Origin of the sequence: Pseudomonas putida (assembly GCF_050989985.1) — a bacterium.
GTDB lineage: Bacteria > Pseudomonadota > Gammaproteobacteria > Pseudomonadales > Pseudomonadaceae > Aquipseudomonas > Aquipseudomonas putida_AI.
Genome location: NZ_CP158815.1, coordinates 5001324 through 5015390, shown reverse-complemented (window position 1 = coordinate 5015390; position 14067 = coordinate 5001324). Strand labels below are relative to the sequence as shown.

Here is a 14067-nt window from a genome sequence, read left to right as displayed (position 1 = left end):
ATGTATCGTAAAGGTATAATTTTAGCCGGTGGTTCTGGTACTCGCTTGCATCCAGCGACGCTCGCGATTTCAAAACAACTGCTTCCGGTTTTTGACAAGCCGATGATCTATTACCCGCTCAGTACATTAATGCTGGCGGGGATTCGAGATATTTTGATTATTTCCACGCCACAGGACACGCCTCGCTTCGAGCAGCTTCTGGGTGATGGGGCAAAGTGGGGAATCAACCTCAACTATGCCGTTCAGCCATCTCCCGATGGGCTGGCTCAAGCATTTATAATTGGTGAGGAGTTTCTCGACGGCAATGCATGCGCTTTGGTGCTAGGCGACAACATCTATCACGGCCATGATTTTCAGGAACTCTTGGCTAACGCTATGCAACGTGACAGCGGGGCAAGCGTGTTCGCTTATCATGTGAACGATCCAGAGCGCTACGGGGTAGTCGAGTTCGCCAAGTCAGGCAAAGCTATCAGCCTGGAAGAAAAGCCTTCGGTTCCGAAATCCAGCTACGCTGTGACTGGCCTTTATTTTTACGATGCGAACGTCGTGGAAATTGCCAAGAGCATTAAACCGTCCGATCGTGGCGAGTTGGAAATCACCGACGTGAATCGCATTTACCTGGAGCGCAACAAGCTCTCGGTAGAAATTATGGGACGGGGGTACGCTTGGCTGGATACAGGTACTCATGAATCGCTTCTTGAGGCGAGCCACTTCATCGCTACTCTGGAAAATCGTCAAGGTCTGAAGGTTGCGTGTCCTGAGGAATTAGCATGGCGCAAAGGGTGGATTTCAGACGAACAGTTGAGAGAATTGGCTACACCGTTAATTAAAAGCGGATACGGAAAGTATCTGAAAGGCCTCTTGGAACATGAGAGTCACTGATTATGCAGGCGACAGAACTAGCGCTTCCGGGGCTTTTTTTATTTGAGCCAAAAGTCTTTGGGGACGAGCGAGGCTTTTTTTATGAAAGCTTTAATGCGAAAGTGTTTGCAGATGCCACTGGGCGCGAGGCTAATTTCGTCCAGGATAACCACTCAAAGTCTACGCGCGGCGTACTTCGTGGTCTTCACTATCAAGTAACCCGACCCCAGGGCAAGCTCGTAAGAGTCACTGCCGGGGAGGTTTTTGATGTCGCGGTAGATATTAGAAAGTCATCGCCTACTTTTGGTCGGTGGGTTGGAGTTTATCTATCGGCTGAAAATAATAAGCAACTCTGGATTCCAGAAGGGTTTGCTCATGGGTTTCTCGTGACATCGGAGTTTGCGGAGTTTCAGTATAAAGTTACTGATTACTGGTGTCCCGAATTCGAGCGTTCCATCCGTTATAACGATCCTGATCTGGCTATTGAATGGCCATCATTTACAGATAGTACGAAGCTTGCATTGTCTGCTAAAGATGAGAGTGGATCAAACTTTAAAACCGCAGAGCACTTGTAAGTCGAGGCCAAATACATGTCTATTCAACTTTTTGTACCTAGTTTTCGTGTCGATGAATGCCTTGAAGCCATTCGTGAGTGTCTCGAAAAAGGTTGGACCGGGTTGGGTTTCAAAACCGTTGAGATGGAAGAAGCGTGGAAATCCTACACTGGGCTTTCGCATGCACATTTTCTCTCGTCCAACACAGTGGGTCTTCACTTGGCTCTTGAATTGTTCAAGACCAAGAACAACTGGGACGATGATGCAGAGGTGATTACCACTCCTCTGACTTTTGTTTCGACTAACCACGCCATTCTTTACGCAGGCATGAAGCCTGTATTTGCAGACGTTGACGACTCGCTGTGCCTTGATCCCGCTAGCGTCGAACAGCGTATTACTGACAAAACAAAAGCACTGATTTTCGTGGGTATTGGCGGGAATGTCGGCCATTACGCAAAAATCATCGAAATTTGCAAAGCGCGTAATATTGCACTGATCCTTGACGCAGCCCATATGTCTGGCACTCGCGTTAATGGGCGTCATGTATGTCCGGAAGCAGATGCAGTGGTATTTAGCTTCCAAGCCGTGAAAAACCTGGCAACTGCTGACTCCGGCATGATTTGCTTCAAAAATGCGGAAGATGACGAGCGTGTTCGCAAGATGAGCTGGCTGGGTATCAACAAGGATACATATGCACGTACGGCCGCTCAGGGTGCATATAAGTGGATGTACGATGTTGAAGAAGTAGGTTACAAGTTTCACGGTAACTCCATCATGGCCGCAATGGGCCTGGTGCAGTTGAAGTATCTGGATCGCGATAACGCCTATCGTCGCCAAATCGCCAAGTGGTATCGCGAGAACCTGAGCGGCATCGATAACGTTCGCTTCATCGACATTAATCCGGAATGCGAATCGTCGACTCACCTGGTGCAAATTCGTATCAATAACCGTGAAGAGATGATGCTCGCACTCAACGAGCATCAAATATATCCAGGTGTGCACTATCGTGATAATACTGAGTATCGTATGTACGCGCATGGTAAGGGTACTTGCCCTAAAGCGGCGTTGGCGTCTCAGGAAATCATTTCGCTGCCGGTACATCTGGGTCTGAGCAAGGCCGATGTCGACACCGTATCCGAATTGGTAGCCAAGTACGCAAAATGAAACTAGCCCTCCACTCAACATCCGATGGTATTGTCGAAATTCGTCTATTAGAGGCGGCCGATTTACAGGCCACCTTGAGCTGGAGAAACAGAGACGAAAATCGCCGATGGTTTATTAACTCAAACGTTATTGAATGGAATGACCACGTAAAATGGTTTGAGTCCTATCAGAAAAAATCTAACGATTTTGTGTTTATCATCGAAGCGGATGGTGAGTTGGTTGGGCAGTGTGCTGTTTATGGCATAGATTTACAGCAGAAACGAGCTGAGGTCGGGCGCTTTCTTGTGTCTCCAGATAGCGCCGGCAAAGGCTATATCAAGCGGGGCTGCCAACTGTTGATTGAAACATGTTGGCAGCAACTCGCACTTGATAGCGTATTTCTAGAAGTTCTTGAAGAAAATGTCAGGGCGATTAAGTTATACGAAAAGCTAGGCTTCAACGAAGTTTCTCGCAAGGGCAAATTAATAGTGCTTGAGCTAAATAGGCTTTAGATGATAAGTCAAAATAGTTTTCTATCCAATACGCTTAAATCGCTTATTGAGTGGCGTGTTTGGTTGTATATGGGGCTCCAGGATATCAAAGCCCGTTTTCGCAGATCGGCAATAGGGCCGCTTTGGATACTTATAAACCTGGCGATGATGGTTTTGGGCGCCGGTATGGTTTATGGTGTTTTGCTAAAGCAACCTATGGCAGAGTTTCTCCCTTATCTTACATGCGGTTTGATAGTTTGGGGGTTCCTGGTTGCATCCTTTGTTGAAGGTGGGTATGCGTTTATAAGTTCTGAAGGATACATTAAGCAGTTTTCCTTCCCGAAACAAATTTATCTGTTTCGAGTGCTGGTTTCTCTATTTATAGTTATGTTGATCGGTATTGTCGCTTTAGCGGGCACATTGTTGTTCTTTGATCGTTTTAAGCCAATGGGTTGGCTATATGCATTGCCCGGTCTTGGAATACTTCTAATTGCAGGGTTAGGGCATATTACCCTCAGTGCATATGTCTCCGCCCGCCTTAGGGACTTGCCGCACGCCTTGAGTGGCATTTTTCAAGTGTTGTTCTTCGTTACGCCAATCATGTTTCCTGTTACTATGCTTAAAGAGCGTGGATTGGATTTTATCTATAAATATAATCCATTGTACTATTTGGTCGATGTGATTAGGTTTCCAATTTTGGAAGGGACGTTTGCAGTAAAGCAGGACTATATGTTTTGCGCGGCTTATCTATCGCTTCTATGGATGGTCTGCATAGTGCTTGGGTCTAAAATGGATAAGAAAGTGGTTTATATGCTATGAGCGATATTTCTATAGTTTTGCGAGATGCAAGTGTTGTATTTACTGGGCAGACCGATTTCCTAGGCAGAGTGAAAAATACAATACTGCGCCGTCCGGTGGCATCAAATACTAAAGAATATAAAATCAATGCGCTTTCTAATGTTAATCTCTCCATCACACGAGGAGAACGCGTTGGCTTAATTGGCTTGAATGGTGCCGGAAAAAGCACCATTTTAAAAGTTATGGCTCGTATATATCCTACCACTACTGGAACAGCTCAGACACGCGGCCACGTATGTCCGATGTTTGAGCTTGCGACGGGTTTTGAAATGAACCAGTCGGGGTGGGATAATATAAAGATTCGTGCGTTATTGTTAGGTTTAAAGCCGAAAGAGATTAAAGCAAAAATGCAGGAAATTGCTGAGTTCTCTGAGTTGGGAGAGTTTTTGAATTATCCCGTGCGTACTTACTCTGCAGGTATGTTCATTCGCTTGGCGTTCTCGGTCTCTACCGCGATAAACCCTGAAGTGCTTTTGCTTGATGAAGTTATGGGGGCTGGAGACATCAATTTTGCCCACAAAGCCCAAGAGCGAATGAAAAAATTTATGGCTCAAGGCAAGATTCTTGTTTTTTCGAGCCACTCACCAGAGTTGGTGAGTGACTTTTGCGAGCGCACAATCTGGCTTGAAAAAGGAAAAATTCGCATGGACGGGAAAACTGATCAAGTGCTAAAGGCGTATTCAGACAATTACTCGGCAAGTGTATAAGGTCTAAAACATGGAAGTTAAAGATCTCATTCGCAATTCGCAATTGTTGCCTGGAAGTTCTTATGCAAATGTGCGGTCCCATTGGTTTCTGTTCTGCTGCCAACGTTTCGGCGGGCAAAGGGCGGGAAACTCCGTAAGGCAATAGAATCGGTATGTGGGATTGGTTGATAAAAGCAATAGCGTTGTGTGGTGCTCAGTAGAGGGATTATCTGGTTTGAATACTATCGGGGTTGTAAATTTTTCTCTTGAGAAGCCATTTCAGCAAGAAGATTTGGCTTTTATTCGCTTCTTTGGTCGAAATTTGAATGTCGGTGTTAAAGCGGTGGAATGTTCAGTGGCGTCTCGCTGGCCTTTGCGTCCTGGCAAGCAAGTACCGTATGCAAGTTTTTTTACATTATGAGTGATATTGGTTTCGATGTTGATGTTCTATTGGTTGTTGAAGCCGATATCGCGACAACTCAGTTAACAGAACAGCTGCTGTCAGAGTGTCTAGCTTTCGGTATCAGGTACAAAAAGCTATATCTTTCTCAGCTTGATGAGCATGCTTTCACCGGTGCGGCTTTGCCGTTGTTTGTGAGAACTGCTGATCCTGTTGCGATATATTGGATGGAAGCTCTAAAGCGTAGCAATATCCCCTATTTTTATTATATTGATGATAATTTTTGGCTGATAGGTGGTGATAGCCCTTTAGCAAAATATTATAAACATCCAATAATACGTCGTTCGCTTAAATTCGCCGTAGAAAACGCACATACCGTTATTACCAACTCGGTTGCTTTAAGGGAATATATACTTCCTAAAAATAAAAATACGATGCTTTTGCCCGCTTTTTTTGATTTTTCGTTGCTTCCCGTCTGTGACTCGAAACCAGTCGACGAATATCGAATTGGCTTCGCAGGTAGTGCATCGCGCGATGCTGATTTGGATATCCTGAAAGATGTAATTCCTTATTTTCTCAATCGTAGAGATAACCTGGCGTTTGAGTTTATCGGTTGTTTGCCAAAGTGGCTGGAGCAAGGACCGAAAGTCAGGTTTTTCGGGCACATGCATAGCTATGCCGAATATATTGCCTTCCAAGCCACGCGCAGTTGGAAAATCGGTCTGGCCCCTCTTGATAATAAAACGTCTAATAAATACAAGACAAATAATAAGTATCGCGAATATTCCGCATTTCGATGTGCAGGGGTTTATTCCGTCTCTGAAAGTTATGTTGACTCTGTTGTGGACGGGGTTACGGGGTTGTTGGTTGAAACCAATACGACTGAAAGTTGGATTTCCGCAATCGAACGTTATTTAGATGATGAGTCGAGTAGAGCGGAAATTGTCGAGAAGGCATACAATGATGTTCATAGCAGATTTGATATCTCTGCTGTCGCGACTCAATGGGCTGCCCTTTTTCAACAGGGTGGGAAATTATTGACTAATAGTAGAATAACGCCTGTTCATGTTTCTGCGTGGGATGGATTGGTTAGAAGGCTGTCCCATTATTGGTTGCTGATTGAGATTTCAATGTATGAAGGCGGTTTCAAACTGACTTCTTATCGCGTGCTAAAGAAAATTTTGCGCCTTTTCAAATAGGACGCATGGCTCAGATCACGCACTCAGATAGAGTACGAGCTTTCTCAAAAAGATCTTGAGTTGGTTCGTTGTCCAGCGGATCGCTGGCGTATTCGCTGATCGCTTGCTTAACAAGGCTTTCGAGCAACCTCTTGCATTGAGGTCGGCGAAGCGCACCGCAGTGTTGCGCACCCACATCAAGGTTATCGTAGGGTGTTGATGCCGTATTCGAATGGTTTTTTTGATTCCTGTTCACCGAGTTTTCGCCTCCGTTTGTAAGAACATTTCGAGAAGAAAGCGTGGGAATTTCTTCTGCGAGCCATTCGTGATAGATTGCGCCATTGCTATCTACTGCTTGAATCGGTTTAGAATGCCAAAAAGAATACTTGTCACCGGTGCAACAGGGTTTCTTGGAAGGTCCTTGGTTAATTATTTTTGCACTTTCCCCAATACTTCAGTCGTGGCCCCAATACGAAGTATTAATAATGTGTTGCCCGATAAAGTAGAAAAATTCTATTTACCAGATATTGATGAGAATACCGATTGGGGTGAGTCTCTTGTTGGTGTTGATACCGTAGTGCATGCCGCGGCACGTGTGCATGTCATGAATGAAGACCCAGTGCAGTCAATAGATAAGTTTCGCGCTGTAAATGTAAAGGGAACGCTTCGTCTTGCAGAACAGTCCATTCAGGCCGGAGTTAAAAGGTTTGTTTATATAAGTTCCATCAAAGTCAATGGCGAAAGTACTGCGGTTGGAAGAGTATTTTCTGCAGATGACATTCCGCAGCCATTGGATCCTTATGGGCTATCCAAGTACGAAGCAGAGCAAAAACTTCTAAAACTTGCCGAGTCAGGAGCAATAGAAGTTGTAATTATCCGTCCGGTACTGATTTATGGTCCAGGGGTGGGTGCGAATTTTCAGCAAATGATGCGCTGGCTTGTAAAGGGGATCCCTCTGCCTTTCGGAGCGATCTGCAATGTACGAAGTCTCGTTTATTTGGACAATGTCGTCGACTTTGTCGGCACTTGCGTCACTCATCCTGGTGCTGCAAATCAGGTGTTTGTGGTCAGTGATGGTGAAGATATTTCAACGACACGGCTGATGCAGCACCTCATTAGTTGCTTGGGCGTGAAAACCTGGCTTATACCTGTTCCTGTTGCCATGCTGATGTTCATGGCGGGTTTGGTGGGAAGAGGCGCTGTCGCTCAACGTCTTTTCGGGTCGCTACAGGTCGATATCCAGAAAAATCAGGAATTACTGGGTTGGCGTCCGCCGTTCAGCCTTAATGATGGTTTGAAAGCAACCACAGAGCATTTTCTGGAGTCTCGCAAAAAATGAGTTACGTGTGGTTCATTCCGTTTGTTGTCGCTGCATCCTTTATATTGACAACAGTACTACGCAGATATGCAGTATCCCGAAGCCTGTTGGACGTCCCCAATGCGCGCAGCTCCCACGTGGTTGCAACACCTCGCGGTGGCGGTGTCGCGATTGTCGTTGCGTTCATTATGTCGTTGGGATTTCTTTACGTCACCGGTTTGATTCCCTTCACGTTTTTTTTCGCGATTGTAGGGGCGGGGGGCGCAGTCGCCTTGATTGGCTTTATGGACGATCACGGACATATCGCTGCGCGTTGGCGGTTGGCGGGTCATTTCGCATCAGCATTTTGGTTGTTGGGTTGGATCGGTGGGCTACCCCCAATCCAGCTATTCGGCAATTCCGTGGATCTTGGGTGGCCCGGTTTTGTGCTTGCCGCTTTTTACCTGGTATGGCTGCTCAATCTCTACAACTTCATGGACGGCATCGACGGAATCGCTAGCGTAGAAGCGATTTGTGCGTGTCTAGGTGCTTGTCTGCTTTACTGGATGGCAGGGCTGGATAGTCTGATTTGGGCGCCTTTATTGCTTGTCGCTTCGGTCGCCGGTTTTCTTTACTGGAATTTCCCTCCGGCACGGATATTCATGGGGGACGCCGGCAGCGGTTTTATTGGCTTGGTACTGGGGGGGCTCTCTCTACAGGCCGCGTGGGTAAGTCCGCCAATGCTGGAGGCTTGGTTGATTCTGCTTGGGGTATTCATTGTCGATGCAACGTTCACGCTGTTTCGTCGTTTGGTCCGTGGAGAAAAAGTCTATGAGGCGCATCGAAGTCATGCCTACCAGTTCGCTTCACGTCGTTTCGGCAAGCACTTACCGGTCACTATCGCGGTTGGAGCGATCAATCTGCTCTGGCTGTTGCCGATAGCCGTTTGCGTTATACGCTTCGGTCTTGACGGCGTCTTGGGGGTGCTTCTGGCTTACCTGCCGCTGATCGGGTTAGCGATAAAGTTTCACGCCGGAGAGCTGGAGGTACCGGTGGATCAGAACTAAGCGGTAACTAGTGTGTCATTTAGGTTTAGAGTGATCACGACGCGCCCTTGAGCCATCACCATGATGAAGAGCCGCAGGAAGGAGTGATTTAGGTGATTGAAGGGTTTATGGATAAAGTTAGAGGATACCTGGTAGGCCTCCCCCGACGCCGGAAAAGGCTGATTCAGGTCGCCACAGATATTTTGCTGGTCTGGGCTGCCTTGTGGTTGGCTTTTATTGTCCGGTTGGGTCTGGACGATATGTACAACCCGTTCAAGGCACATCTCTGGCTCTTCGTTTGCGCGCCCATCGTTGCCATCCCGTTGTTCATCCGTTTTGGCATGTACCGTGCCGTCATGCGCTATTTCGGAAACGACGCGCTCATCGCCATTGTCAAAGCCGTCAGCCTCTCTTCGCTGGTCCTGGCGCTTGTGGTCTATTGGTACAGCAATCATGAAGCGGTAGTGCCACGCTCCATCGTATTCAACTACTGGTGGCTTAGCCTCGTCATCATTGGCGGTTTACGCTTGTGCATGCGCCAATACTTTATGGGGGATTGGTTCTCCGGGGCTCATCATGTTCCATTTACCAACCGCGATGATGGTTTGACCAAGGTTGCGATCTACGGTGCAGGCGTTGCGGGAAACCAGTTGGTTGCAGCGCTGCGTATGGGGCGAGTCATGCGCCCTGTCGCTTTTATCGATGATGACGCGAGCATTGCGGATCGGGCGATTGCCGGTTTGCAGGTCTACAAACCCAAACATATTCAGCAGATGATCGATGAGACGGGAGCTCAGGAAATTCTTCTGGCGCTACCATCGTCTACTCGTGCGCGTCGACGGGAGATCCTGACTTTCCTCGAGCGTTTTCCACTACACATTCGCAGCGTTCCGAACTTTACCGACTTGGCCAGTGGTCGGGTGAAGGTCGAAGACATTCAGGAAGTGGACATCGCTGATTTGCTAGGGCGCGATTCGGTGCCGGCGCAACCAGATCTTCTCGAGCGTTGTATCAAAGGCAAGACAGTCATGGTGACTGGCGCGGGTGGGTCGATTGGCGCAGAGCTTTGCCGGCAGATTTTCACATTGGGCCCGACCACGCTTTTGCTGTTCGACCACAGCGAGTTCAACCTCTACAGCATTCTGTCGGAATTGGAGCGTCGTGGCTGCCGGGAATCGGTTCCTGTCCAGCTTTTACCGATTCTCGGCTCCATTCGCCACCAGGACAAATTGCTGGATGTAATGAAAACCTGGGGTGTGGACACCGTCTACCACGCCGCTGCTTACAAGCATGTGCCCATGGTTGAGCACAACATCGCCGAGGGGGTATTGAACAACGTCATCGGCACACTCAACACTGCTCAGGCAGCGTTGCAGTCTGGAGTCTCCAACTTCGTGCTGATCTCCACCGACAAAGCGGTTCGCCCGACGAATGTGATGGGCAGCACCAAGCGCCTGGCCGAGTTGACACTTCAAGCCTTGAGTCGCGAGATTGCCCCGGTTCTGTTTGGCGACAAAGCCAATGTATCGCGGGTTAACAAAACCCGTTTCACCATGGTTCGATTCGGCAATGTGCTGGGTTCGTCCGGATCTGTGATTCCACTGTTTCACAGCCAGATCAAGTCCGGTGGGCCGCTGACGGTCACTCACCCGAAAATCACCCGCTATTTCATGACCATTCCCGAAGCCGCGCAATTGGTGATCCAGGCGGGGTCCATGGGGCAGGGTGGTGATGTATTCGTTCTCGACATGGGTGAACCGGTGAAGATCGTTGAGCTGGCAGAGAAAATGATCCACCTCTCCGGTTTGAGCGTTCGTTCGGAGAAAAACCTTCAAGGCGACATTTCGATTGAGTTCACCGGTCTACGCCCTGGTGAGAAGCTTTACGAAGAGTTGCTGATTGGCGACAACGTATCGGCAACTCAGCATCCAATGATCATGAGTGCCAACGAGGATCATTTGCCGTGGGACGTGCTCAAGGGCCGTTTGCGGGAATTGCTGACGGCAGTCGATCAAGATGATTACTCGAAGGTACGCCAACTCCTACGCGAAACCGTCAGCGGTTATACCCCCGACGGCGATATCGTCGACTGGATCTACCAACAGCGTCGCCTCGAGCCCTGATTGTTTCATATCCCGTAACGCACACATTTTTGACAGGCTCCAGACATCGCCTAAGTTTGGGAGGCAGCTTCGGAAAAGCTGCTTCCTCAACCGATGTCATGGAGCTTCAACTATGCGTACTGGCTTTTTCTACTCTTTGGTTTTTGCCTTTCTCACGGCCGTTTCAACGGCCGCCAACGCGGCGCCTGTGGCCAAGCCAGAGGCTGGCAACGCACCCCTGATGCAAGAAGTTTCTCCTAAGGCCCAGAACGGCAAAATCGATCTCAACGTGGCTGATGCGCCAACTTTGCAGCGTGAGCTGTCCGGTATAGGCGAGACCAAGGCCAATGCGATTGTTGCGTATCGCGATATTAATGGACCGTTCGCATCGGTGGACGAGTTGCTGGAAGTGAAAGGTATCGGCAAGGCGATTCTGGATCGGAACCGCGAGAAGCTGGAAGTGAACTAAGCTGATTATTCAACGCCAAGGGGCCGGTCATTGACCGGCCTTTTTGCATTCCGGCGTAGGCTCCCACACAGATGCCTTTTGTCGGCATCGCGGAAATTATGGCTATCATATGCGGATTAGATTATGCCTATAATAAATTGGTTTCCCGCCGAAGCGTTCTGAGATCCGAGCGCTTGGCTTTCCCTCGAGCATCTTTCCAGGAGCACCGTCATGAATTCTGTTCAGTCCAAAGGTACGGCCCTTGTCACCGGCGCTTCTTCCGGTATTGGTGCGGTTTACGCGCAACGTCTGGCGTCGCACGGTTTCGATCTGTTGCTGGTGGCTCGCGATCAGCAGCGTCTGGACGATGCTGCCACCAAGCTCCGTGCTGAGCATGGCGTCCAGGTTGAAGTCCTCAAAGCAGACCTGACGCAAAAGGACGACGTCCTCAAACTCGAACAACGCCTGCGCAGCGACTCCAGCATCAGTCTGTTGCTCAACAATGCCGGCGTGGCGGCTGATGGTCTGTTGGCCAATGCTGATACCGACCAGCTTGAACGAATGATTCAACTGAACGTCACCGCGGTCACACGCCTGGCATCGGCCGCGGCGGCCAGTTTTGCCAAGGCTGGTCGGGGCACGATCATCAACATCGCATCGGTGGTGGCATTGTTTCCCGAGCGCTTCAACGCGACCTACAGCGCCAGCAAGGCTTACGTGCTGAGCCTGACCCAATCGCTGAACGCCGAACTGGAGGGCACCGGAGTCAAGGTCCAGGCTGTGTTGCCAGGCGTAACGCGTACCGAAATCTGGGAACGCTCCGGTATCGATGCTTCACAGATTCCTGCAGAGATGGTCATGGAGGCGACGGAGATGGTTGATGCGGCTCTGTCAGGACTGGATCAGGGCGAGCTGGTGACCATTCCGTCGCTGCCGGATGCTTCTGACTGGGAAGCTTTCGTCGCAGCGCGTCATGTGATGGCGCCCAACCTTTCCAAAAGCAAAGCCGCCGCGCGTTACAAATAAAGCGAAAAAATCTGCAGGGGTGATGCGGTATGAGTGATCGTCGAGTGGTTGTAACAGGCATGGGTCTGGTGTCCCCGCTGGGTAGTGGTGTTGAAGCCGTCTGGGCACGCTTGTTGGCCGGGCGTTCCGGTATAAGAAATCTGCCGGACGATGTAGTGGCCGATCTACCGGCTAAGGTCGGTGGGGCAGTGCCGACTCTGGCTGACGATCCTGAAGCGGGATTCGATCCGGATCGTGCAACGCCACCCAAAGAACAAAAGAAGATGGACCGCTTCATTCTGTTCGCCATGGAAGCGGCCCGTCAGGCACTGGAGCAGGCCGGCTGGCAAGCGCAGACCACCGATACCCAAGAGCGTACCGCGACCATCATCGGTTCCGGAGTAGGTGGTTTCGGTGCGATCGCCGATGCGGTGCGTACCACCGATACTCGCGGCCCGCGGCGTCTGTCACCGTTCACCATCCCATCGTTTCTGGTCAATCTGGCAGCCGGTCATGTGTCGATTCAGCACGGTTTCAAGGGACCGTTGGGTGCGCCGGTGACGGCTTGTGCCGCCGGGGTTCAGGCGATTGGCGACGCGGCGCGGCTGATTCGCTCCGGCGAAGCGGACATCGCGGTGTGTGGCGGTGCGGAAGCGGCAATTGATCGCGTCAGTCTCGCCGGGTTCGCGGCGGCGCGCGCGTTGTCCAGCGCTTACAACGAGACCCCGGAGCGCGCTTCACGTCCTTTCGACAGCGGCCGCGATGGCTTTGTCATGGGAGAAGGCGCGGGTCTACTGGTGATTGAGTCCCTGGAACATGCCCTGGCCCGTGGCGCCACGCCCCTGGCTGAACTGGTCGGTTACGGCACCAGTGCCGACGCTTATCACCTGACCGCAGGTCCCGAGGATGGCAGCGGCGCGCGCCGTGCGATGTCGTTGGCGTTGGCTCAGGCGGGTGTAACGCCGCAACAGGTTCAGCATCTCAATGCCCACGCTACTTCGACGCCGGTTGGTGACCTGGGAGAGCTGGCGGCGATCAAGGCATTGTTCGGCGCGGATAACAAGATCGCGGTGACATCCACCAAATCGGCCACCGGACATTTGCTCGGTGCGGCCGGCGGGATTGAAGCGATCTTCACCCTGCTGGCGATCCGTGATCAGGTCGTCCCCGCAACGCTTAACTTCGTCAATCCGGACCCCGCTGCCGAAGGCGTGGATATCGTCCACGGTCAGGCCCGGCCAATGGCCATCGAGTATGCGTTGTCCAATGGTTTCGGGTTTGGTGGGGTCAATGCCAGCGTGTTGTTCAAGCGCTGGCAGGGTTAGTCCTGTGACTGGATGAGGTGTTCGCGTGTGACGTCGAGAATCCGCTGGGCGAACTCAACGTCGGAAATGCTACGCGATAACAACACGGCGCCGGCCAGCGTAGCCATGATTACAATGCTGCGCCGGTCGGCGTTTTCGCCTTCCAGGGTGCCCTCGATCTGATCGAGTCGGGCCTTGAGTACCGCATCGCTCGTTGGGCTCGGTTGGCCTCGCAGTCCCAGTTCCGAGGAAATGGTCAACAGCGGACAACCTTCATGGGGCGAAGTCTTGTGCCATTCGGACAAGTAGGCATCGATGAACGCCTCCAGCGGGCGCTCCTGGGCGAACAGCTCGGCGCAAATAACTGCGACTTGATCGCCCGCAGCCTGCAGCGCCTTTTCCACCAGTTCGTCCTTGGACTTGAAGTGCGAATAAAAGCCGCCGTGAGTCAAGCCCAGGGCCTTCATCAGAGGTTGCAGGCCGGTCGCGCCGATGCCGTCACGGCGAAAGCGTGCCGAAGCTTCCTTGATGATGCGTTGGTGGGTCTGGGCTTTATGGTCCTGCGAGTAACGCATCTGATATCTCCAGCATCAATGCGCCATATTAACCAATGCAAATTGGATGGTGACTGTACTTCTACTTCTAAAAAGCACACAGATGCGTCGAACTGGTATGAAACTCCGACACTAGTGGC

Annotated in this window: 14 protein-coding genes; 13 read left to right on the top strand and 1 reads right to left on the bottom strand. The window is 50.6% G+C overall.

Translation table 11 applies throughout. The features are described 5' to 3' along the window. From rfbA to fabF, 13 genes are all read left to right on the top strand, one after another. Positions 1-882 (top strand): glucose-1-phosphate thymidylyltransferase RfbA, encoded by an 882-nt coding sequence (rfbA, locus tag ABTV29_RS22970; RefSeq protein ID WP_433766938.1) that lies wholly within the window; start codon positions 1-3, stop codon positions 880-882. 2 nt (positions 883-884) lie between these two features. After that, positions 885-1436, top strand: a complete 552-nt coding sequence (gene rfbC, locus ABTV29_RS22965) for a dTDP-4-dehydrorhamnose 3,5-epimerase (RefSeq protein ID WP_433766937.1) — start codon at positions 885-887, stop codon at positions 1434-1436. A gap of 15 nt (positions 1437-1451) precedes the next feature. Further along, positions 1452-2579 carry a DegT/DnrJ/EryC1/StrS family aminotransferase gene (locus ABTV29_RS22960; RefSeq protein WP_433766936.1) on the top strand — a complete coding sequence of 376 codons (1128 nt, stop codon included), beginning with the start codon at positions 1452-1454 and terminating at the stop codon, positions 2577-2579. Then, the gene (locus ABTV29_RS22955; protein ID WP_433766935.1) at positions 2576-3070 is read left to right on the top strand and encodes a GNAT family N-acetyltransferase; all 495 of its coding nucleotides are present in this window, start codon (positions 2576-2578) and stop codon (positions 3068-3070) included. The genes ABTV29_RS22960 and ABTV29_RS22955 overlap by 4 nt, the downstream gene beginning before the upstream one ends. Next, the gene (locus ABTV29_RS22950) at positions 3071-3868 is read left to right on the top strand and encodes an ABC transporter permease (RefSeq protein ID WP_433766934.1); all 798 of its coding nucleotides are present in this window, start codon (positions 3071-3073) and stop codon (positions 3866-3868) included. It begins immediately after the preceding gene. Beyond that, on the top strand, positions 3865-4614 hold the full coding sequence (locus ABTV29_RS22945; protein WP_433766933.1) for an ABC transporter ATP-binding protein: 750 nt from the start codon (positions 3865-3867) through the stop codon (positions 4612-4614). The genes ABTV29_RS22950 and ABTV29_RS22945 overlap by 4 nt, the downstream gene beginning before the upstream one ends. A gap of 327 nt (positions 4615-4941) precedes the next feature. Then, positions 4942-6192, top strand: a complete 1251-nt coding sequence (locus ABTV29_RS22940; RefSeq protein WP_433766932.1) for a glycosyltransferase — start codon at positions 4942-4944, stop codon at positions 6190-6192. Positions 6193-6541: 349 nt separating this feature from the next. Continuing rightward, the gene (locus tag ABTV29_RS22935) at positions 6542-7510 is read left to right on the top strand and encodes a UDP-glucose 4-epimerase family protein (protein WP_433766931.1); all 969 of its coding nucleotides are present in this window, start codon (positions 6542-6544) and stop codon (positions 7508-7510) included. Continuing rightward, the gene (locus ABTV29_RS22930) at positions 7507-8535 is read left to right on the top strand and encodes an MraY family glycosyltransferase (protein ID WP_433766930.1); all 1029 of its coding nucleotides are present in this window, start codon (positions 7507-7509) and stop codon (positions 8533-8535) included. Before ABTV29_RS22935 ends, ABTV29_RS22930 begins: the two co-directional genes overlap by 4 nt. Before the next feature lie 107 nt (positions 8536-8642). Continuing rightward, a complete protein-coding gene (locus ABTV29_RS22925; protein WP_433771982.1) occupies positions 8643-10637 on the top strand; it encodes a polysaccharide biosynthesis protein in 1995 nt (664 codons plus the stop codon). A gap of 112 nt (positions 10638-10749) precedes the next feature. Further along, complete coding sequence (locus tag ABTV29_RS22920; RefSeq protein WP_433766929.1) at positions 10750-11085, top strand: ComEA family DNA-binding protein; 336 nt, start codon at positions 10750-10752, stop codon at positions 11083-11085. Positions 11086-11295: 210 nt separating this feature from the next. Next, on the top strand, positions 11296-12090 hold the full coding sequence (locus ABTV29_RS22915; RefSeq protein ID WP_433766928.1) for an SDR family NAD(P)-dependent oxidoreductase: 795 nt from the start codon (positions 11296-11298) through the stop codon (positions 12088-12090). A 29-nt stretch (positions 12091-12119) separates the two neighbouring features. Next, positions 12120-13394, top strand: a complete 1275-nt coding sequence (fabF, locus tag ABTV29_RS22910) for a beta-ketoacyl-ACP synthase II (protein ID WP_433766927.1) — start codon at positions 12120-12122, stop codon at positions 13392-13394. On the opposite strand, the gene ABTV29_RS22905 is transcribed toward fabF, so the two are convergent. Next, complete coding sequence (locus ABTV29_RS22905) at positions 13391-13948, bottom strand: TetR/AcrR family transcriptional regulator (protein ID WP_433766926.1); 558 nt, start codon at positions 13946-13948, stop codon at positions 13391-13393. The genes fabF and ABTV29_RS22905 overlap by 4 nt on opposite strands. Positions 13949-14067: the final 119 nt, after the last annotated feature.